This window comes from Pseudomonas anatoliensis, assembly GCF_017976235.1.
Lineage (GTDB): Bacteria > Pseudomonadota > Gammaproteobacteria > Pseudomonadales > Pseudomonadaceae > Aquipseudomonas > Aquipseudomonas anatoliensis.
Window position 1 is genome coordinate 1 of the sequence record NZ_JACVHC010000009.1, and the last position, 20,896, is coordinate 20,896.

Genomic DNA, 20,896 nt, shown 5'->3' on the forward strand with positions numbered 1-20,896 from the left:
GAACCATGACCTGGTCTTCGTGGCCTTCCTGGTAGGTGTTGCCAACGGAGTCAGCGGTGAATGCGCCTGCAGTGATCAGGCCTTGTTTTTCGCCGGTAACCGACATGTACGCTGGTGTTGCCATGGGGTGCTCTCCTTGCGGATAAATTTAAGGTGCCCGGGAGGCGAAATCGCCCGGTGGGTGCCTGACTGTTATCAAGGAGCGTGCCAGGTTTTGCAAAGTCCCCGGAGCGCGGGGGGCAAAGTGCTCTGGACTGCGGTTGCGAGGGTTTTTTACACAGAATCGAAGGCGAAAGTGCGCAAGAAGTTGCGCAGTACTGCGCAACTTCTTGCGCACTTGGCTGCAGGCCTCGTGACGTATAGGCTGTAGCGCTTCAGAGGGGTGTTTTATTATGGGGTACTGCGCAACTTCTTGCGCAGTACGGCCGAAGGCCGTCACTGGCAGTGCGATGAGTCAAAAGCAAAAAGATCGCAGCCTTCGGCAGCTCCTACAGGAAAAATACATTCCAGATGTAAGAGCTGCCGAAGGCTGCGATCTTTTGATCTACCGACGACCTGCCGTTAGATTATTTTCAGGCCCAGCACTTGCGCGCATTCTTCAATCGAACGCCTCTGCGTCTCGGCATACAACCCCAACTCATCAATGGTCGGGCGCCCCAGCGCCTGTTCGAACGCCTGTCGATTGGAGTGCTCGCCATAGTGCGCCTGCGCCGCATCCCCAAGGTTCGACTGAAAAATCCCCGCCGCACTGACCGGCAGGAAATCTTCGTACACCAGTGGCTCAGCTTTCACATAGCCATCGCGCAACAAGCCCTCCAGCGAGGTATCACCGAGACTACCCGCCCCCAAGCCTTTTTCAGTAGTGAAATAGCGAAAGTACGCCAGGCTCTGTTCACGCATGCCGTCGACGCTGTCGGGAAATTCGCCAAAGTGTTGAATCATCAGCGTGTTGTAGCGTGAGGCATTGCCTTCGTTGGGGAAATCACCGAGCTCATCGCGGGCAGCATTCAGTAATCGGTCATACAGCGCCCGGCCCTTGGGGGTCAGCGCGGCGCCGCGTTGTTCGATTTCGCCGAAACGCGCGCTGTGGCTGCCTCGGGTTTCGCTCTGATCGGTGAATGCGATTGGCTCATCCAGCGCTTTGAAACTGGTCTGGCGCAGCAGGATCGGGCATTGCCGGCGAGGCGGGCCTTCGACCACCGCTTTGGGCGTGATGCCATGGGCGGGCATCTGTTCCTGGACGATGTCGATGTCCAGCGTGCGTGGGGTCAGGTGATTGATGTGTGGGCCTTTGAACGCCACGACATCAGCGATCAACCGGTGTTGGGCGCTCAACGTCTGGTACTGCGCAGCGGTAACAGTTGCGCTGTGATGCCAGCGAAAGGTTTCCAATGCCTGTAGGACGAATTCCTGCGATTCGGTTTCGTCGAGTCCGCCAGCCGTTTCAGCCTGGGCGATCAAACGCAGCGCCGCGTCGGTAAAGATCGAACGTTTGGCCAGGACTGACTCGGCGAAAGCGCGCAGCTCAGGGTCTTCAATCAACTCCAGCCGCAACAACGACGTGAACACCCGGAACGGACTGGTCTGCAGCGCATCTTCATGCACCGCGCGAAATGCCGTGGAGTGCACCGGCACGCCCGCAGGCGTCAGGTCGTAGTAACCCACCGGTTGCATGCCCATGACCGCGAACAAGCGGGCGAGGGTGGCCAGTTCCGTCGCGGTGCCGACGCGGATGGCGCCATGGCGTTCCATGTCCAGGCGTTCGATTTCGCCGGTGCTGTCTAGCTGCCGAGCGATGCCTGGCTCACGGGAAAGCACGTCACGGTTGGTCTGTTCCACCAGTTCCATCAGTGCGCCGTACAGAGGCACCTCTTCGCGGTACATGTCGGACATCGCTTTGGAGAAGCGTTGGCGGATCAGGTCGGGGCTGACGAAAGGCTGCACGGTCATGAAATTAATTCCTGCCACGGTCACGTAATGGATAGGAGAAAAGATCGCAGCCTTCTCCTGCGCGGGCAAACGAAGAATCCTACGAACTTCATTCTGCCAACGACTGATCCACCAGTTCGATCCAGTGCAAAACCGGTGTGCGTCCGGCGCTGGCCAAGTGGCTCTGGCAACCGATGTTGGAGGTGACGATCAGCTGCGGGCGGCCGCTTTCCAAGGCATTGAGGCGGTTGTCGCGCAGTTGCCGCGCCAGTGTCGGCTGGGTCAGGGAATAGGTGCCCGCCGAGCCGCAGCACAAGTGGCCGTCCGGCACCGCCGTCAGGTTGAAGCCGAGGCGGGTCAGCACCGCTTCCACCGCACCGCCGAGTTTCAATGCGTGCTGCAAGGTGCACGGGCAATGCACGGCGATCCGCTGTTCGCTGGCGGCGCAGACCTGCTCCAGCGGTTCTTGCGCGAGAACCTGCACCAGATCGAGGGTCATTTCGCTGATCCGCCGTGCCTTGTCGGCATAGACCGGATCGGCCTCGAGCAAATGCCCGTAATCCTTGATGAACGCGCCGCAGCCGCTGGCGGTCTGCACGATGGCTTCGGCGCCGTTTTGCAGATGTGGCCACCAGGCGTCGATGTTCTGCCGGGCGCGGTCGAGGCCTTTGGCCTGGGCGTCGAGGTGATAATCCAGCGCACCACAGCAACCGGCCTCGGCTACCGGGATGACGCTGATGCCGAGTCGGTCGAGCACACGCGCCGCGGCGTCATTGGTGTTCGGCGACAAACCCGGTTGCACGCAACCTTCCAGCAACATGACGCGGCGCGCATGCCGAGGGGCGGGACGCAACCCCGACGTCAGCATGGGCTGCGGCAGTTTGCTTTCAAACATTCGCGGCAACAGCGGCCGAAACGTAGCGCCCACCCGCAGCAAACCTTTGAACAATCGCGGATTCGGCGCCAGTGCGCGCAGGCCTTCACGCAACAAGCGTTGCGCCGCCGGACGCGGCACCGCTTGATCAACCACGGCCCGACCGATGTCGAGCAAGTTGTGATAGTCGACGCCGGACGGGCAGGTGGTTTCGCAATTGCGGCACGACAGGCAGCGGTCCAGATGCAGTTGCGTTTGTGCGGTCGCCGGTGCGCCTTCGAGCACTTGCTTGATCAGATAGATGCGCCCGCGCGGACCATCGAGCTCATCGCCGAGCAATTGATACGTCGGACATGTCGCGTTGCAAAAGCCGCAATGCACGCAGCTACGGAGGATCTTTTCCGCCTCGGCGGCGCGGGGCAACTGTCGGGATTGCTCGCTGAGGGTTGTTTGCATGGCTAAAACTCCGCGTACATCCGGCCGGGATTGAACAGCCCTTGCGGGTCGAGTTGCGCCTTGAGTTGCCGGTGATAGCGCAGCAGCGTGGCGGGCAATGGCTGGAACGGTGACGAGGTGGCGCCATGGGTGAAGCAGGTAGCGTGGCCGCCGAGTTCCTGGGCAAGGATATGAATGTGTTGGCTGTCGGATTTCAACCAGCGTTGCGCGCCGGCCCAGTCGATCAGTTGCGCGCCGGGCAGATCCAACGCGCCGAGATTGTTCGGCAGCGACAGGCGCCACAATGGCAGGCCTTCGTCAAAGAATGGCGAACGTTGCTCGTTCAAATCACGCCAGAACAGCGAGTCCAGTGGTTCACCGCCCAAGCGTTGATGCGCCGCCGTCACCGAGCCCTCGCCACCCTCAAGTCGCAGATACAAACTGTCGCCATCGTGGCACGCGGCGCTGATTGGCAGCGGTTGCTGGCCCCATTCGGCGAGATTGGCCAGTGCCCGAGCGCAATCGATATCCAGGCGAATGCTCAGGCATTGCCGGGGTTTGGGCAGGACTTTGAGCGAGACTTCGGTGAGCACGCCGAGGCAGCCGTAACTGCCGGCCATCAGCCGCGAGAGGTCATAACCGGCAACGTTTTTCATCACTTCGCCGCCGAAACGCAGGTGTTGGCCCAGACCGGTAATCACTCGTGTACCCAGAACGAAATCGCGCACCGAGCCAGACCATGGCCGCCGAGGGCCGGACAAACCCGTCGCAATCATGCCACCGACCGTGGCGCTTTCACCGAATGCTGGCGGCTCGCACGGTAACATTTGCCCGGCGGCATCCAGTGCCGCGAGCAACTCGGACAATGGCGTCCCTGCGCGCACGCTGACCACCAGTTCGGTCGGCTCATAGCGCACGATGCCGCGATGCACGCGGATGTCGAGTACCTCACCGGCCACTTCGCGACCGAGAAACGCCTTGCTGTTGCCGCCCTGAATTCTCAGTGGCGTGGCATTGGCCCGCGCTACATTGACCTGATCGAGCAGGATGCTGGCGCCGTCGAAGTCAGCCATCAGAAGCGCTCCAGCTCGGGAAATGGCAGTTGCCCGGCATGAATGTGCATCGCGCCAAACTCGGCACAGCGGTGCAGTGTCGGGATGTTCTTGCCGGGGTTGAGCAGGCCTTGCGGGTCAAACGCGGTTTTGACGGCGTGGAACAGGGTCAATTCTTCGCTGTTGAATTGCGCGCACATCTGATTGATTTTTTCGCGGCCGACCCCGTGTTCGCCGGTGATGCTGCCGCCGACCTGCACGCACAATTCCAGAATTTTGCCGCCCAGAGCTTCGGCGCGGTGCAGTTCGCCGGGTTGGTTGGCGTCGAACAGAATCAGTGGATGCATGTTGCCGTCGCCGGCATGGAACACATTCGCCACGCGCAAACCGTATTCCTCGCTGAGGCGGGCGATGCCTTGCAACACGCCGGGCAATTCGCGCCGCGGAATGGTGCCGTCCATGCAGTAATAGTCCGGCGACAAGCGGCCGATGGCCGGAAAAGCGTTTTTGCGCCCGGCCCAGAAACGCACGCGTTCAGCTTCGTCACGAGCCTGACGCACCTCGGTTGCACCGGCCTCGGTCATCACGTCGCGAACCCGCTGGCAGTCGTCGTGGACATCCGCTTCGACGCCGTCGAGTTCGCACAACAGAATGGCTTCGGCGTCGACCGGGTAACCGGCGTGAATGAAGTCTTCGGCGGCGCGAATGGCGAGGTTGTCCATCATCTCCAAGCCGCCGGGAATGATCCCTGCGGCGATGATTTCGGCCACGGCGCGTCCGGCCTTTTCCACGGAATCGAAACTGGCCAGCAGCACTTTGGCGACCTGTGGTTTGGGCAGCAGTTTGACCGTGACTTCGGTGATGATCCCCAGCAAGCCTTCGGAACCGGTGAACAGCGCAAGCAAGTCGAAACCAGGCGAATCGAGGGCTTCGGAGCCCAGGGTCAGGCGTTCGCCTTCAATCGTCAGCACTTCGATTTTCAGCAGATTGTGCACGGTCAGGCCGTACTTGAGGCAATGCACGCCACCGGCGTTTTCGGCGACGTTGCCGCCAATCGAACAGGCGATTTGCGACGATGGATCCGGCGCGTAATACAGCCCGAACGGCGCGGCGGCCTGGGAAATCGCCAGATTGCGCACGCCGGGCTGAACCCGCGCAGTGCGGGCGGCCGGGTCGATGTGGAGGATGGTGTTGAAGCGCACCATCACCAGTAACAGGCCTTTTTCCAGCGGCAACGCGCCGCCGGACAAACCGGTACCGGCGCCGCGGGCGACCACCGGAACGTTTTGTTGATGGCAGAGTTTAAGCAGGGTTTGCACCTGCTCGAGCCGCCGGGGCAGGGCGACCAGCATCGGCGTGGTGCGGTAGGCGGAGAGGCCATCGCATTCGTAGGGTTTGAGTTCTTCCTCGCGCCAGAGAATGTCGAGGTCGGGGATGGCCTGTTGCAAGGCCTTGAGCAGATCGGCCTTGTTGACGTCAGGCAGCGGACCGTCGAGGCGTTCGTCGTAAAGAATGTTCATCTCAACCTCTCAACCACTCCCCCTGTAGGAGCTGCCGAAGGCGGCGATCTTTTGATCTTGCTTTTGATTCTTAAAAACCAAAGTCAAAAGATCGCAGCCTTCGGCAGCTCCTACAGGGGTGTGCAGGTTTTCATTTTTGCTTGCCCAAAAACTCTCGATACAAGCGCGCGGTGTCTGCGGGCTGTTCGACCATTGGCATATGCCCGACGTGGTCCCACACATCCACCTGCAAATTGGCGATGCCTTTGCTCCAGATCGGCACGCTGCTGACATCGATCAAGCGATCCTTGCGGCCCCACAGCAGCAGCGATGGGCATTTGATGTCGGCCAGTTTTGGCTCCATCGGCGGGCTGGCGCGGAAATCGCGGAAGATCTCTTCCAGTTCATCGCGCTGGTTTTCATAACGCTGGGCGATCGCATCCAGCACGGGTTTCGGCACCCAGGGCGGCGAGGCCATGGTCATCGCATAAAACTGCTGGAATTCTTCCCGGGAGTTGATCAGAAACGGGTTGTGCCCACGGGCCAGGTGGCGCTCCATGTCGCTGACCTCGGGCGCGGCGACGCCGGCCGGGTCGATCAACGCCAGCGAAGCGATCCGCTCCGGATACGTTGCCGCCAGCCAGGCCGCGATGTAACCGCCCATGGAGTTGCCGATCACGTGCACTTTCTCCACGCCGCAGACGTCGAGCAACTGGATCATGCGCTTGGCCTGAACCGCAATGTCGTAGCCGCCACCCGCCTTGAAGCCGGTTTCACCGTGGCCGGCCAGATCCGGAATGATCACCCGGTACTCGCGCACGAAATGCCGGGAGAAGCGCAGCCACAGGTTTTTGTCGCCGCTATAGCCGTGCAGCATCAGGATCGCACTGGGCGCTTCATATGGCCCGCCCTGCCAGGTCGAGACTGTCATCTCGGCGATCGGCACTTCGATCTTGTGCAGTTTGTACAACTTGGCCTCAATGGCCATGTTCAGGTCATACAGCCAATGGCCGACCGCCGGATAACTCAACCAGCTCCAGGCCACGAACACCGCGAGGGCGACAAACAGCAAAAGCATCGACGTCTTCCTTATACGTAGTCAGGACAAAATGTGGTCGGCCGGTTTCAGCGCCCGGGTCAAACGGTGATAGCTGAAACTGAAGCCGGGAAACATCGCGATCACATGACCGCTCTTGCTTTGATACCAACTGTGGCAGCCGCCGGACTTCCAGACCGTGCGCTCCATCTCCCGGTGGATCATTGCAGTGTAGGTACGTTCTGCCTCGGGGCGCACTTCGATGCTGCGCAGACCTTTGGCTTGCACGGTGCGGATGCAGTCGATGATGTAGTTCATCTGCGATTCGATGATGAACAGCGCCGAAGTGTGGCCAATACCGGTATTGGGCCCGGTGACGATAAACAGGTTGGGAAAGTCCGGCAGGCTGGTGCCGAGGTAGGCGCGAGGATATTCGGCCCAGACATCTCTGAGTTGCACGGCGTTCTTTCCGCTGACGGGGTAGGAAATAACGCCGTCGGTAGCGTCATAACCGGTCGACCAGACGATCAGATCAACATCGATGTGCTCGCCGTCCTGGGTGTTGATTCCGCTTTCATCGATTGACGCGATGCCCTGCTCGCGGCTGTGCAGGCTGACATTGGGCCGGGTCAGTGCCGGGTAGTAGGTGCTGGAGACCAGCACCCGTTTACAGCCGATGGTGAAGTCCGGCGTGAGTTTTTGCTGGAGCACGGGATCGGGCACTTGGCGTTTGAGAAAGCGCAGCGCCTGTTTCTGCACCATGTGAATCGCCGGTTTCGAGTATTTGAAGGCGATCACCCGTGTCTCGAACTGCCAGTAAATCAACCAGCGCAGCAGTTTGTAGGCCGGTTTCAAACCGAGTAACCAGCGCTGAAACGGCCCGAATACGCGATCGGCTCGCGGCAGCACCCAATGCGGCGTGCGCTGGAATACATGCAGTTGCTCGACCTGCGGGGCAATAACGGGGATTACCTGCGCGGCGCTGGCTCCGCTGCCGACGATGGCCACGCGTTTACCGCGATAGTCGTAGCTGTGATCCCAATTGTTTGTATGAAATGTCTTGCCCTGAAAGCGATCCTGCCCAGGGAAGTGCGGGATTACCGGTTGGCTCAATGGCCCGCTGGCATTGATCAGGAACTGCGCATGGAACGTGCCTTTGGTGGCGGTGTGGACGGCCCAGCGTTTTTCCGTGTCATCCCACTCGACGTGTTCGACATTGGCTTGCAGCTCCACGCGCTCACGCAGGCCGAACGTATCGATCACGTGCTCGGTATAGCGATGCAATTCCGCTTGTGCTGCAAACATCTGTGACCAGCGGTACGGCGCGAACGACAGCGAATAAAGCGGGGAGGGCACATCCACCGCCGCGCCGGGGTAGGTGTTCTGGCACCAGGTGCCGCCAAAGAAGTCGCGCCGTTCCAGCAAGCGAAAATCGTCGATCCCGGCCTTGAGCAGGTTGATCGCCGCGCACTGACCGCCAAATCCGCTGCCGATGATCAACACTTGGTAAGTCTGCATGGGCCTCCTTCTTATAGTTGTTTTTCCGTTTTACTCCTTTCATGTATAGCCAAAAATTTGCACGGTGCCCGGTCGCAAGGGTTACCGCATCTTTCCCCATTCCTCCGTCCACCCCAAAACCCTGTAGGAGCTGTCGAGTAAAACGAGGCTGCGATCTTTTGATCTTGTTTTAAGGTTCAAAATCAAAGGATCGCAGCGTGCCGCAGCTCCTGCATTCAGGGCGCTGACCGGTGATGGCTATTTAACGTTGCCCTGTTAGACTCCGAAGACGTCCGCCCTGCACTTTGCAGGTTCCGTCGAGTGGTCGAGGCCCTTATGGGAAAAACGGGAGGAAAGGGACTTTCATTGGCCAGGAGGCTGTACACATCGAGAGTCCTCGGGCTGCTGCTTGGGCTTTTGTGTGTGTCTGTGTCGATGTACTCGCTCGATCCGCCGTTGTGGGTCTGGGCGCTGATGTTGTCCAATGGCCTGGTCTGGCCTCATCTGGCTTATCAGCTGGCGCGCCGCGCTCGAGTGCCTTTTCATGCCGAACATCGCAACCTGTTGATCGACGCCTTTTTCGGCGGCTTCTGGGTCGCCGCCATGCACTTCAATCCACTGCCTACTGCAACAACCATCTCGATGATGGCGATGAACAACGTTGCCATCGGTGGGGCGCGTTTTCTGCTGGCCGGTTCTGCGGCGCAGCTGCTAGGCGTCGGCGTTGGGTTGGTGGTGTTTGCCCCGGCGTTCATTCCGCAAACCACGCCGGCGCAGATGTATGCCTGTTTCCCGCTGCTGCTTTTGTACCCGTTGGCGCTCGGCTGGATCTGCTTTCGGCAGGCCTATACGCTGGGCGTGCATAAACGTGAATTGCTGGCGCTGAGCCGCACCGACAGCCTCACTGGCCTGCTCAATCACGGTGCGTGGAAGGATCAACTGGAAATCGCTTTTCAGCGTTGCAAACGGCAGAAGCAGGGCGCGGCCATTGCGTTGATCGACATCGACCACTTCAAGGCAATCAACGACACCTACGGGCATGTGGCCGGCGATATTGTGTTGCGACAATTGAGCAAGATGCTCAAGCAGAACCTGCGTGCGACCGACGTAGCCGGGCGTTACGGCGGCGATGAGTTCTGCGTGATTCTGCCGGAGTTGCCGCTGTTCAATGCGGCCCAGGCCATGGAGGCGTTGCGTGAGCGTTTCGCGACGTTGGGTTATGAGCAGAATCCGGCGTTGAAGGTCAGTTTGAGTATTGGCCTGGCGGCGTACGATCCGGCGCACCCCGATGCGACCCGTTGGCTCAGTGATGCCGATCAGGCGCTGTATGAAGCCAAGGCGAGCGGACGGAATCGGGTGATTTGTAACAGCGATAGTTTGCCAAAGCAGCCGTTGCTGGACTCGGTCTGAGATAAATCCCCCCTGTTGGAACTGCGGGAACCACGTCGGATTTGTGGTGTGGCCGCCCCTCACCCTAACCCTCTCCCGGAGGGTTAGGGTGAGGGCTATTTCGTAGGAAAAGTGGAAGGCATGAGCGGCGCACAACTTTCCAAGACGTTTCCTACAACGTACCCTGTTGCCGCGTTTCGGTATCGACCCCTATAGTTCGGGCTCGCGGAATTTACCGCGAACGACCTTGGCCGGTCGGAAACCTGAAACGCAGCAGCTTCCATCGTGTTATGGCAGCTGTGCGCGGGACACCTGCGGGTGTGCCGGATCTTTCAGGTATCTGGTCGGCCAACCCGCACACAGCTGCCACCTTATTCGTTTGGCCGCGAACGGTGGTTGCGACACCTGGAGATACACCGATGAACGACCAAGTAACGCCACGCTACCTTCCCATCGACACCTATGACGCCGAATCCCCGGTGCTCTTCATCAATACCCACAAAGAACTCAGCGACATGGCGGCCTGCGCGATGCACCGGTTTGTGGTCGTGCGCGATTTGGCGGACACCTTGTCCAGCCTCAACCTCAAAGGCATTTCAGACTTTGACCTGACGCGGGTCACCAGCGCGGTGCACCTGTTGATGCGGGAAGGGTGTGCAATTCTGGATGTGATTCAAGCGCGGGCGGCGCAGCGGGAAGAGGCTTACAAAACCCCGGTTTAGCGGTGTAGCGGCTGACGCTATCGCGAGCAGGCTCACTCCTACATTTAATCCATGTCGAGCACAAACGTTGTGTTCACTGAAGATCCACTGTGGGAGTGAGCCTGCTCGCGATGGCGTCAGCTCGGCCAGCACATCACTCTTTGACGCTCATATATTCCTTCGCCCAGAGAATGTATTCCTCCGGCTGGGTGTAGGTGTGCGTCAGTTCGGTCGCGCTCAGGTCGGAGGCCTGGGTAAAGATCTGCCGCTGTTCACGCAAGCTGTCGTATGTGGCCTTGATCGCCGCGAAGTAAGCGCCGTGGCCGTCGATGGTCACGCGCACACCCAGTTCGGCCAGACGCTTGTCGTCGCGCAGCGCCGGGTTGCCGTAGGTGACCAGCATCAGTGGCACGGTCAGGTGCTCGGCGATCTGCTCTAGCTGATCGAAGTCCTGCACGCCAACCATGCAGATACCATCGGCACCCGCACCCTGGTACTGGCGGGTGCGGCTGATGATTTCCTGGATCGGCAGGATCCCGGCATTGGTGCGGGCGATGATCGCCATTTCCGTGTCAACCCGGGCTTCCAGCGCCGCGCGAATTTTGCCAACGCCTTCGGCCACGGTGATCAGGTCGGTGGATTTGCGCCCGAATTGCGCGGGCAACAAGGTGTCTTCGATGGTCAGGGCGGCAACGCCGGCGCGTTCCAGTTCGACGATGGTGCGCATCACGTTGAGGGCGTTGCCATAGCCGTGGTCGGCGTCGGCAATCACCGGCAATTGGGCGACGCGGCCGATGCGGGTGGCTTGTTCAGCGAACTCGCTGAGGGTGATCAAGGCAAAGTCCGGTGCGCCCAGCACCTGCAACGAGGCCACGGAGCCACCGAGAATCCCTACTTCAAAACCCAGGTCAGCGGCAATCCGGGCGGACATCGGGTCGAACACCGAAGCCGTGTGGTAGCAAGTGTCGGAGGCCAGCAGTTGACGGAAATTGCGGCGCAAATCTTGATGAGAAAGCCTGGTCATACGAGTTCCACCAATACCAAAGGAATGGAACGGCTTGAGCAAAGGTGTCAACGCCGAAGGATGAAAAGGCTATCACGCGAATGGGTCAAGGATCATGACGAATTTTCGAGGGGGGCATTTTCAGATGATCTTTAGCTGAAAGGATTCATCTTTGGTGCGGGGATTTGACTGTGGGGAAGGATTTATCTGTGGTGAGCAGATCTGTAAGGGCAGGGAATTTACCTGTGGCGAAGGATTTATCTGTGGTGAGCAGATCTGTAAGGGCAGGGAATTTACCTGTGGCGAGGGGATTTATCCCCGATGGGCTGCGAAGCGGCCCCCTTATCCGCACAACTGATTTTCTTTCAGGTACATCGCGGTTACCGGTTTTGCGACTGCTGCACAGCCGATCGGGGATAAATCCCCTCGCCACAGGTGATTTTCCCTAACGGGAAAATGCGATCTCCGAGGTTCAGGCAGCCACAGCCTGCTGCTGTTGATTGGGCAGCATCACCGCCCGCACCGAATTCCCCGGTTGCAGCTGCAGGCGTTTGGCCGTGAGACGGTCGATGACCAGGCTGCTGCCGACCCGGCGCGCCGGTGCGACGGTGATACGGCAGTTTTCCAGGCGCCGGTTGTGGATCAGCCACAGCGGTGCCTGTTCGTCCGGGCTGCCAAGGCTCAAGGACAATTCCAGGCTGTCACGTACCGTGCGGATGTTGCGGATCGGCGCTTCAATCACCGGCCCACCGTCGAAAATATCGATATAGCCCTTGTGGGCGAAACCCTCGGCCTGAAGGATTTTCAGCGCCGGCTCAGTGTTCGGGTGCGCCTGGCCGATGGCCGCTTGCGCCTGTTCGGTGAGCAGGCAGGTGTACAGCGGTTGGCGCGGCATCAGTTCGGCGATGAACGACTTGTTGCCCAGCCCCGACAGGTGATCGGCGTGGCAGAAATCCATCTGGAAGAAGTGCCGGCCAAGGCTGTCCCAGAACGGCGAACAACCCGTTTCATCGGCGCTGCCGCGCAGTTCGGCGATCATCTTCTCGCCAAACAGATGCGGAAACTCGGCAACGAACAGCAGACGCCCCAGCGACAGCAAGCGACCGTTGCTGCCGTGGCGATGGTCATGGCCCAGGAACAACGAGCACAGTTCCGATTGCCCGGTCAGTTCGTTGTTGAGGAACAGGGTCGGGATCTGCCGTTGAATGCCCAGATCCGGCGCCGAACTCACGGTCAACCCGACCCGATAGTTGTACCAGGGTTCACGCAGGCCGACCGCCCCGGCCAACGCACTGACACCGACCACACGCATGTCATCGTCTTCGAGCACGAACAGATAATCGGCGTCGGCACGCTCGACCTGCTCGGCGAACGCACGTTGTGCCCAGCGCACCCGGTGGGACAGGCGATCTTCATTGACCGGCAGGGTGGTGAACCCCGGGCCGGCCTGTTCTACCAGCGCCATCAAGGCTCGCAGGTCGCTGACTTTAACCGGGCGGACAATCATGCTGTAACTCCTTCTGCGCGCCTGTTCGGGCACTGTCGTTGGGTGCGGAACCGGACGTGGCTCACAGGGCGATCAGCCGAATCGGGCTGCCATTGGTCACGTTCAGCGCCGCACACATTGCAGGGGTGAGGGACAGGGGTTGATCGGGTTGGTAATCGAGTTCGGCGACGATGGCGCGAAAACCCTGCAGCGCATCATTGCTCAGCAGGTAACGGCCACGGGCATCAATGTGGGGTTGTTGCTGCACAGGCGCGATCTGGCTGCGGACGATCGAGTGGATGCTCGTCGTTCGCGCAAACAGTGTCGGGCCGGCGTCGAAGAGGTCGATGTAGCTGTTGGTTTCAAAGCCTTCACGCTCAAGAATGTCGAACGCTTCCTGGCCGTCCGGATGAATCCGGCCGATACAGTCCTGAGCCGCTTGCGGCAGCATCGGGACATAGATCGGGTATTGCGGAAACAACTCGGCGAGAAACGCGCGGCTTTGCATTCCGCACAGCCGCTCGGCTTCGACGTAAGGCAGATCGAAGAAGTGCTTGCCCAGCGCGTCCCAGAACGGCGAATGGCCGTTTTCGTCGCTGTAGCCGACGATTTCGGTGATCACTGCGTCGGCGAAGCGTTGCGCGTGGGCCGCGATGAACAGCAATCGTGCCCGTGAGAGCAATTCGGAGAATGGCGTTCGCACCAGCGCGGCGTCGATATGGAAACCGCGCAGCAGCGTGTGGTCGTTGAGGTCGTGACACAACGACAGCGCCGGCACACCGTGCTCGATGTTCAATTCCCGCGAGGCACTGGTGAAGTGACGGTTGCGCAGGCTGTAGAACGGTTCGTCGAAGCCGGCGGTGGCGAGAATCTCCGAGCAGCCGACCAGACGTTGACTGTCGAGGTCTTCGAGCACGAAGAAGTAGTTCTCCGGGCCGTGGGCCGTGGCGTCACTGGCAAACGAGGCACAGGAACCGGCGATTTTCTCGCGCAATCGCTCGCTGTCGTCCGGCAGGGAGGTTACCCCCACCAGACTGTCACGGGCCAATTGTTGGAGCTGGGTCAGGTCAGTCTGCTCGACTGGGCGTAAGACCAGCATGGATGTACTCCTGTATCAAAAGGTTCGGCAAATTTGCCGAACCTGACTATCACTGTCGGTTTCCACGCATTAAATCGGCGGTCGCCTGATTTGTTGTCAGACGCCGCTCTTTTTCTTGTCAGCCGTTGCTCGGGTCAGGCAGCGCGGTACTGGCGCTGAACTTGTTGAGGAAGAACAGGTACACCAGGCCCAGAGCGATCCAGATCAGGCCGAGTTTCTGCGCATCGACACCCATGTTGACCATGATGGCCGCGACGATGATGAAGCCGATCACCGGACAGATCAGGTGGCGCACAACCTGACCGGACTTTTGCCGACGCCAGTAGTAGTTGATCACTGTCAGGTGCAGCAGCATGAAACCGCTGAGCGCGCCGAAGTTGACCAGCGAGGTCAGGGTGTCGACCGAGTTGATGAACAGGTAGCAGATCACCAGCGACAGCACCGCCACCAGATAAATGCTCATGTACGGCGTGTTGTGTTTCGGATGAACCCTGGCCAGTATTTTTGGCAGCTTGCCGTCACGGGCCATGCCGAACAGCAGGCGCGAGACCGCAGATTGCGAAGTGACCGCCACAGCGATACCCCAGGACAGCGCCGTGGTGATAGCCGTCAGGGTCGCCAGCCAGCTACCGGCTGCGAGTTCGGCGATTTCATAGAACGCGGTGTCGGCGGACTTGAAGCCCAGGCCTGCTGCCAGATCGGTAGCGATCCAGGTTTGCACCACGAAAATCGTGCCCATTACCACCAGCGTGATCAACGCAGCTTTGCCAACACTACGACCCGGGTCGCCCTTGATTTCTTCGGCGAGGGTGGAAATCGCATCGAAGCCCAGGAACGACAGCACGGCAATCGACACGGCTTGCATCAGCAGGGCGAAGTTGAAGGTTTGCGGGTTGTACAGCGGCGCCAACGTCAGCTCGCCATTGCCGCCACCGTTGTGCAGGGCGGTCCAGGCATAGAACAGGAAGACGCCCAGCACGACCAGTTGCGCCAGCAGAAAGACAATGTTCATCCGTGCGGTAAACGTGATTCCGCGCAAGTTGACGAAGGTGGCGCTGACGAGGAATGCCAGAATGAAGCCGACTTTCGGAATGTCCGGGTACAAGTGGTTGAGCGCCATCGCCGCGTACACGTACAGCAGCGGTGGGATCAGCAGGTAGTCAAGCAGCATCAGCCACCCGGCGATGAAGCCGACGTGTTGATTGAGGCCGCGTTGCGCGTAGGAATACACCGACCCTGCAACCGGAAAAGCGCGGGCCATGCTGCCGTAGCTCAACGCGGTAAACACCATGGCCACCATGCCGATGATGTACGCCAGCGGCACCATCCCCGGTGCCTCGGCGTTGACGTAGCCATACACGCCGAACGGGGCGATGGGGATCATGAAGATCATCCCGTACACCACCAGGTCGGTGAGCGTCAGGCTACGTTTCAACTCTTGCTTGTAGCCGAATTCTTCAATTTCCATGAAGCGCAACTCCTTGTAAGCCAATCAGTCGTTTTAGTTGTTATATCGGTCCATCGTTTACAGCTTCAGCAGTGTTTTCCATTACAGCAGTGGCGCGAGGTATCCGGCCCAGCGCGACACCGCTTCGGGGCTGCGCAGCAAGTCGTTGCGCACCTCGATCAGCACCGAATCCAGGCCACGGGCATCGCCGTGTACCGGGACTGTCATGTCGCCCAGCGGATCAATCCTGTACGGCTGATTGCCCGCGACTACCAGCGGATGTGCTTCGAGGCCGTCGAGCACTTGTTGGGCGTAGGCCTTGGCCTGGCCAAACAGCACACCGACTTCCATGGTGCGCGGCTGGCCGTAATACACCGGCGTAAAGCTGTGAATCCCGACTATGCGCACCGGTTGGCCCTTGGCAATGCGCGCGTCGATCAGTGTTTGCAAGCGCGTGTGAAACGGCTTGAACAGCGTTTGCCGACGGTACTCGCGCGTGGCTTCGTCCAGCTCGCGGTTGCCCGGCACCTGATAGATCTCGCTCTGCGCCGGGATGCTGTCGGGGGCATGCCGTGGCCGATTGAGGTCGATCAGTAGCCGCGAATAGTTGGCGCTCAACAGCGTCGCGCCGAGTGTTGCCGACAATTGCTCGGCCAGTTCCAGTGCGCCGATGTCCCAGGCGATGTGCTCGCGGGCGGCTGTATCGTCCAGACCCAGATTGTTCAGGGGCTCGGGGATGTAGCAGCTGGCATGCTCGCACACCAGAATCAATGGATGCGTCGAGTCGGCGCGGCTCAGGTTGTAGACCGGTCTGGTAAACAACCCCAGCTCGGCGGATTCAGTACACGCGTGCATAGTGCTCACAAAGTTCAGCGATCGAGAGCTGTTCCGTCAGCGCCAGTTCCTCGGTTTTAAGGGCGTAATAACTGTCGAGCAACGGTTTGGGCAGCCATTCGTTGAGGGCTGCACTGTCGCGCAGGCAATCCAGTGCCTGAGCCAGCGAGGCGGGCAGTGCAACGATGCCCCGCGCCTGACGTTGCTCGTCATTGAGTGAATCGGGAATTTCATTGGTGATTGCGTTCAGCGCCAGACGCTGTTCGATGCCCAGTCGTCCGGCGATCAGCAGCACAGCCATCGCCAGATGCGGCGAGGCGGTGGCGTCCATGGCGCGAAATTCCAGGTTGAACTGCTTCGCCACGGATTTGCTGCCCAACGTCGAGGTCGGGCAGATGCGCAACGCCGCTTCGCGGTTCTGTTGCCCCAGGCAGGCGTAAGAGGCGCTCCAGTGATGTGGCTGCAAGCGCTCGTACGAGAGCGGTGTCGGTGCGGTGATTGCACACAGCGCCGGCAAGTAATGCAGGATTCCCGCCGCCCAATGCTGGCCGAGGCTCGACAGACCATTGCTGGTGCCTGCGTCATAGAGCATCGGCTGGCCGTCCAGATCGAGCAGGCTGACGTGCAGGTGCACGCCGTTGCACATCGCCTCAGCGGCAGTCTTAGGTGCGAAGCTCAGGTCCAGGCCCATTTGCCGGGCGATCTCACGGGCGATTTCGCGCACGTTCACCGCGCGGTCTGCGGCCGCGACCCCCAGCGCTGGTCGGCAAGTGATTTCGAATTGATGCTTGCCGTACTCGGGCAGAAACATCTCCGGCTCGACGCCGCCGGCACGCAGAGCGCTGAGCAGCCAGCCGCCGAACTCGGCGCCCTGGCGCTGGGCTTCGAGCGAGAACGCCGGAGGTTCGGGAAGGTCTGCATGCAGGTTGAATTCGTGTTCGAACGCGGCGTTGACCTGCAAGCCCAAATCGTCGCGGTAACGCTCGACCTCATCGCGCAGCAGCGTGCGCGGGCAGGCGCCGAATGGCTGGCCATCGGTTTCGCGAAGATCGCCGTGGATGAAGTCCAGCGGCGGGGCGTTGGCATCCGGCCCGTTGCTCACGGTGACGCGGCTGCTCAGATCCGGAACCAGGCGCAAGTCGCCATAAGCGCCCCACGGGCTGGTCGAAGCGATGGAATCCTGCGGGGTCAGGGCGCTGTTGGCTGGCACCCAGCCACAACCGGGGGCTTGGTAATGCTCAAGTTCGTCGGTGGGGAACGAGCGGCCACGGGTAATGCCGATCAGGTCAGTGGTGACGATAGTGGTCATCGGCAGCGGCGTCAGACGGGCGCTCATGGCTGCATCTCCTGCAACCGCCCGAGAACGGTGTCGGTGTCGGTGATCCAGCAGTAACCCTTGATCGCGTTAAGGCACGCGTGATGGCGTTCGGCAGTGCGGGTGGCGCAGGCGTCCTCGACCAGGGTCACCAGATAACCGCGGTCGGCAGCGTCGCGCACGGCCATGTCCACGCACTGATCGGTAACGATCCCGGCGATGATCAAATGGCGGGTCGCGAGGTTGCGCAGCACATAGTCGATGTTGGTCGAGTTGAAGACCCCGGACGAGGTTTTCGGCAAGAAGATTTCGTTTTCTGCGGGCGTCAGTTCGGCGATGATCTGTGCCTGCGGGCTGCCTTTGGGGACGTTCAGATTCGACAGTTTGTGGTCCAGCGAACGGTCGCGGCCATCGGCGGTAAGGCTCTCGATGACGGTGTGCAGCACGTTCTGCTGCGCCTCGCGAAAGCCATTCAGCAGGCGTTGTTGATTAGGCACGACCTGCGTCTGGACGCGGTTCAGAAAGTATTCGCCATCCGGACTTGTGAGGTGAGGTTCAAACTGCGGATCGAGCCAGGCGCGCTGCATGTCCACCAGCAACAAGGCTGTGTGGTCGGTGACAAATGGCAGGTCTCGCGACGAGCGGTGTGGAAGGGTGAACATCCTTATTTATCCTCCAGAAGGTGCGTATTGAAGTCGTTGCGCAGGGCGTCGATGCCTTCCAGGCGATCGGCCAGATTCGTGGTGCGCAGGGTCAGGCTGGCGATCAGTGCTTCGACTTGCGCCAGCGCCGGCACCATGGTGTCGAACGGCGAGGCCGACTCTACGGGGGCGCTGATAATCAGGTCGGCCAGTTCGCGCAGTGGCGAGGCGTAGATGTCGGTGAAGAGCACCACTCGCGCGTTGTTGTTTTTCGCCGCGCTGGCCACGCGCAGGGCCTGGGACTGGTAGCGGCGATAGTCAAACAGCAGCACCACATCCTGGCGTTGCAGATCGAACAGGCGATCGGGCAGTTGCGCGTTGTCTTCCAGTGCAAAGCAGCCGGTGCGCAGCAGGCGCAAGTGATTGAGCAAGTAGCTCGCCAGCAGGCTGCTGAAGCGTCCGCCGAAGCAGTGCACCTGATGCCGGGTATCGAGTAGCCAATCCGTGAGGATGCGCACGTCTTCGGGTTGAGTCAGCGATTGCGTTTCAACCAGCAGGCGATGGCTGTCGGCCAGATAATGACCCCAGGCGTCGTCCTTGTTTTGCTGGGCACGAGGTTGCAGCAGGGTGCGTGGTGAGCGCAGGCGATGATCCATGTCGCTGAGTAGCGCATCCTGGAACTCGGCGTAACCGCCGAAACCGAGTTTTTTCACCAGGCGCACGATGGTCGGGTCGCTGACGCCGGCGTGTTCGGCCAGACGTGCCATTGGTCCCAGACCGTTGCGTGGGTATTGATCAAGCAGGGCGCGAACGACTTTGCGTTCTGACGGTGTCAGATCGAGGCCGGGATCGGTGATCAGGTCTCTGAGAGGGGGCATCCTGGCTCCTGCTGGATGGGTGTGTCGAATTCGTTTCACAATCCGTTAAAACAGTATTTATGTAACTGACGCTACATGTCTAGTGAATTTTTCAGTGTGTTGAAAAGGCCCTGAAATGGGGCAAGATGCTTGTGTAACAAGGGCTACACGGTTGGCGACAAGCTTTGTAGTCCATCGCCCATGGGCATGTCAGACATTGCCGATTTTTTGGCATCTTAAAGTGATAAGGCGATGCAGCTAACAGCCTTGAAGCCCTTGATGTACGGCACAATTGCCCACTAACCGGCATTGCGCCGTTGTTTTTCATGACTCTCGACAGAGTGATTGATTGTGCACACCACCCGTTTGACCCTGATGTGCCATGCGCGAACCGTCGCACAAAAACTGGCGCGTTTTCCTACGAATGAGCCTGTTGAAAATATCGGCCTGGCTTCTGACGTATTGGCTGCGCGCTTCGACGCCTCACGGCGCCTGATCTGTGCGCCTGAACTGCGTACACGTCAGACCGCCGCGTGGTTGGGTGCTGACGCACATATTGATCAAGCGCTGCGCGATTGCGATTGGGGGCAGTGGCACGGGCAGGCGATCAAGGATCTGCAACGCTCGCAAACCGCGGCGCTACAGGAATGGCTGGAAGATCCGCACGCCACGCCCCATGGCGGTGAATCGATCGCGCAGGTGTGCGAGCGCGTGTCGAGGTGGCTGGTCAGTCTGCAAACCACGCCGGGGCACGTGGTGGCGGTCACGCATCCGTTCATCATCCGTGCTGCGTTGATTCACGTTATGCAGGGCTCGGCGTTTCATGACATTGATGTCGAGCCGTTGTCAGCGGTTGAACTGCGCTTCACCGGGCGCTGGCGGCTACGCTTGCCAGGTCACGACATTGAAGGAACACGCTGATGAAGCAGCTGCTGGTGATCGGTATCGGCGCCGGTAATCCGGACTACATCACGATGCAGGCGGTGAAAGCGCTGAATCGGGTGGATGTGTTCTTTTTGCTGGATAAGGGCCAGAGCAAGGACAAATTGATCGATCTGCGTCGCGAGATTTGTCAGCGCTATATCACCGATCCAGCGTATCGCTTCGTCGAAGCCCACAGCCCGGAACGCGAGCGCGGCGACGTGGACTACATCGCCAGCGTCGATGATCTGAACCGCGCCAAGCAGCAAACCTTCGAACGGCTGATCAACGACGAATTGTCTGACGGGGAGTGCGGCGGTTTTCTGGTGTGGGGCGATCCGGCGTTGTACGACAGCACCCTTCGCATCCTGCACGCGATTCTGGCCTCGGGTCGCTGTGCCTTCGAGTTTGAAGTGATGCCCGGGATTACCAGCGTTCAGGCCTTGGCGGCGCAGCACAAGGTGCCGTTGAATACCATCGGCCGCTCCGTTGAAATCACCACTGGCCGGCGCCTGGCGGCAGGGCAGGTAAGTGATGCCGACAGTTTGGTGGTGATGCTCGATGCCGAAGATTCCTACCACCACGTGGCTGATCTGCAGACAGAGATTTTTTGGGGGGCTTACCTGGGCACGCCGGATGAGATCTTGATCAGCGGCAAACTTTGCGATGTGGCGGATGAAATCGAGCGGGTGCGCAAGGCTGCGCGGTTGGAGCATGGATGGATCATGGATACGTATTTGCTGCGCAAGCCCTAGATCTTTGGTGCTTGAATGGGCCCCTTTGCGAGCAAGCTCGCTCCCACATCGACCTCTGTAGGAGCTGTCGAGTGAAACGAGGCTGCGATCTTTTGATCTTGTTTTTCAAGAGCAAGATCAAAAGAT

Annotated in this window: 19 protein-coding genes; 4 read left to right on the forward strand and 15 right to left on the reverse strand. The window is 60.0% G+C overall.

Annotated features, from left to right (window positions below):
- The 7 genes from tssD to ICA16_RS25285 all read right to left on the reverse strand — a co-directional run.
- A partial coding sequence (tssD, locus tag ICA16_RS25255) for a type VI secretion system tube protein TssD (protein ID WP_141401807.1) occupies positions 1 to 124 on the reverse strand: 124 nt, incomplete at its 3' end.
- A 437-nt stretch (positions 125 to 561) separates the two neighbouring features.
- A complete protein-coding gene (hglS, locus tag ICA16_RS25260) occupies positions 562 to 1,950 on the reverse strand; it encodes a 2-oxoadipate dioxygenase/decarboxylase HglS (RefSeq protein WP_210555063.1) in 1,389 nt (462 codons plus the stop codon).
- Positions 1,951 to 2,038: 88 nt separating this feature from the next.
- Positions 2,039 to 3,259: a glycolate oxidase subunit GlcF gene (gene glcF, locus ICA16_RS25265; protein ID WP_210555064.1), complete on the reverse strand. Its 1,221-nt coding sequence runs from the start codon at positions 3,257 to 3,259 to the stop codon at positions 2,039 to 2,041.
- A gap of 2 nt (positions 3,260 to 3,261) precedes the next feature.
- A complete protein-coding gene (gene glcE / locus ICA16_RS25270; protein WP_210701874.1) occupies positions 3,262 to 4,311 on the reverse strand; it encodes a glycolate oxidase subunit GlcE in 1,050 nt (349 codons plus the stop codon).
- Positions 4,311 to 5,810 (reverse strand): glycolate oxidase subunit GlcD, encoded by a 1,500-nt coding sequence (gene glcD / locus ICA16_RS25275; RefSeq protein ID WP_210701875.1) that lies wholly within the window; start codon positions 5,808 to 5,810, stop codon positions 4,311 to 4,313. The genes glcE and glcD overlap by 1 nt, the downstream gene beginning before the upstream one ends.
- A 130-nt stretch (positions 5,811 to 5,940) precedes the next feature.
- Positions 5,941 to 6,867: an alpha/beta fold hydrolase gene (locus ICA16_RS25280; RefSeq protein WP_210701876.1), complete on the reverse strand. Its 927-nt coding sequence runs from the start codon at positions 6,865 to 6,867 to the stop codon at positions 5,941 to 5,943.
- A 21-nt stretch (positions 6,868 to 6,888) separates the two neighbouring features.
- Positions 6,889 to 8,343: a flavin-containing monooxygenase gene (locus ICA16_RS25285; RefSeq protein ID WP_210701877.1), complete on the reverse strand. Its 1,455-nt coding sequence runs from the start codon at positions 8,341 to 8,343 to the stop codon at positions 6,889 to 6,891.
- Positions 8,344 to 8,658: 315 nt separating this feature from the next.
- On the opposite strand from ICA16_RS25285, the gene ICA16_RS25290 reads away from it, so the two are divergent.
- Together ICA16_RS25290 and ICA16_RS25295 are read left to right on the forward strand one after the other, a co-directional pair.
- The gene (locus ICA16_RS25290; RefSeq protein WP_210701878.1) at positions 8,659 to 9,732 is read left to right on the forward strand and encodes a diguanylate cyclase; all 1,074 of its coding nucleotides are present in this window, start codon (positions 8,659 to 8,661) and stop codon (positions 9,730 to 9,732) included.
- Between the two features lie 398 nt (positions 9,733 to 10,130).
- The gene (locus ICA16_RS25295) at positions 10,131 to 10,433 is read left to right on the forward strand and encodes a hypothetical protein (RefSeq protein WP_150616492.1); all 303 of its coding nucleotides are present in this window, start codon (positions 10,131 to 10,133) and stop codon (positions 10,431 to 10,433) included.
- 133 nt (positions 10,434 to 10,566) lie between these two features.
- On the opposite strand, the gene ICA16_RS25300 is transcribed toward ICA16_RS25295, so the two are convergent.
- From ICA16_RS25300 to ICA16_RS25335, 8 genes are all read right to left on the reverse strand, one after another.
- Entirely contained in the window at positions 10,567 to 11,436 is an 870-nt protein-coding gene (locus tag ICA16_RS25300) for an isocitrate lyase/PEP mutase family protein (protein ID WP_042559747.1), read from the reverse strand.
- Positions 11,437 to 11,887: 451 nt separating this feature from the next.
- Positions 11,888 to 12,922, reverse strand: a complete 1,035-nt coding sequence (gene astA / locus ICA16_RS25305; RefSeq protein ID WP_150616491.1) for an arginine N-succinyltransferase — start codon at positions 12,920 to 12,922, stop codon at positions 11,888 to 11,890.
- Positions 12,923 to 12,983: 61 nt separating this feature from the next.
- Positions 12,984 to 14,000 (reverse strand): arginine N-succinyltransferase, encoded by a 1,017-nt coding sequence (locus ICA16_RS25310; RefSeq protein WP_210701879.1) that lies wholly within the window; start codon positions 13,998 to 14,000, stop codon positions 12,984 to 12,986.
- Between the two features lie 118 nt (positions 14,001 to 14,118).
- The gene (locus ICA16_RS25315; RefSeq protein WP_210701880.1) at positions 14,119 to 15,468 is read right to left on the reverse strand and encodes an APC family permease; all 1,350 of its coding nucleotides are present in this window, start codon (positions 15,466 to 15,468) and stop codon (positions 14,119 to 14,121) included.
- Positions 15,469 to 15,549: 81 nt separating this feature from the next.
- On the reverse strand, positions 15,550 to 16,302 hold the full coding sequence (locus ICA16_RS25320) for an N-formylglutamate amidohydrolase (protein ID WP_210701881.1): 753 nt from the start codon (positions 16,300 to 16,302) through the stop codon (positions 15,550 to 15,552).
- Positions 16,286 to 17,617, reverse strand: a complete 1,332-nt coding sequence (locus ICA16_RS25325; protein ID WP_210701882.1) for a type I glutamate--ammonia ligase — start codon at positions 17,615 to 17,617, stop codon at positions 16,286 to 16,288. Before ICA16_RS25325 ends, ICA16_RS25320 begins: the two co-directional genes overlap by 17 nt.
- Positions 17,614 to 18,258, reverse strand: a complete 645-nt coding sequence (locus tag ICA16_RS25330) for a cysteine hydrolase family protein (RefSeq protein ID WP_210701883.1) — start codon at positions 18,256 to 18,258, stop codon at positions 17,614 to 17,616. Before ICA16_RS25330 ends, ICA16_RS25325 begins: the two co-directional genes overlap by 4 nt.
- 2 nt (positions 18,259 to 18,260) lie before the next feature.
- A complete protein-coding gene (locus ICA16_RS25335; protein WP_150604538.1) occupies positions 18,261 to 19,115 on the reverse strand; it encodes a MurR/RpiR family transcriptional regulator in 855 nt (284 codons plus the stop codon).
- A 330-nt stretch (positions 19,116 to 19,445) separates the two neighbouring features.
- Between ICA16_RS25335 and ICA16_RS25340 the strand changes: the two genes are divergently transcribed.
- Both ICA16_RS25340 and cobF read left to right on the forward strand, forming a co-directional pair.
- The gene (locus tag ICA16_RS25340) at positions 19,446 to 20,015 is read left to right on the forward strand and encodes a histidine phosphatase family protein (RefSeq protein ID WP_210701884.1); all 570 of its coding nucleotides are present in this window, start codon (positions 19,446 to 19,448) and stop codon (positions 20,013 to 20,015) included.
- Entirely contained in the window at positions 20,015 to 20,770 is a 756-nt protein-coding gene (gene cobF / locus ICA16_RS25345) for a precorrin-6A synthase (deacetylating) (protein WP_210701885.1), read from the forward strand. The genes ICA16_RS25340 and cobF overlap by 1 nt, the downstream gene beginning before the upstream one ends.
- Positions 20,771 to 20,896 lie beyond the last annotated feature (126 nt).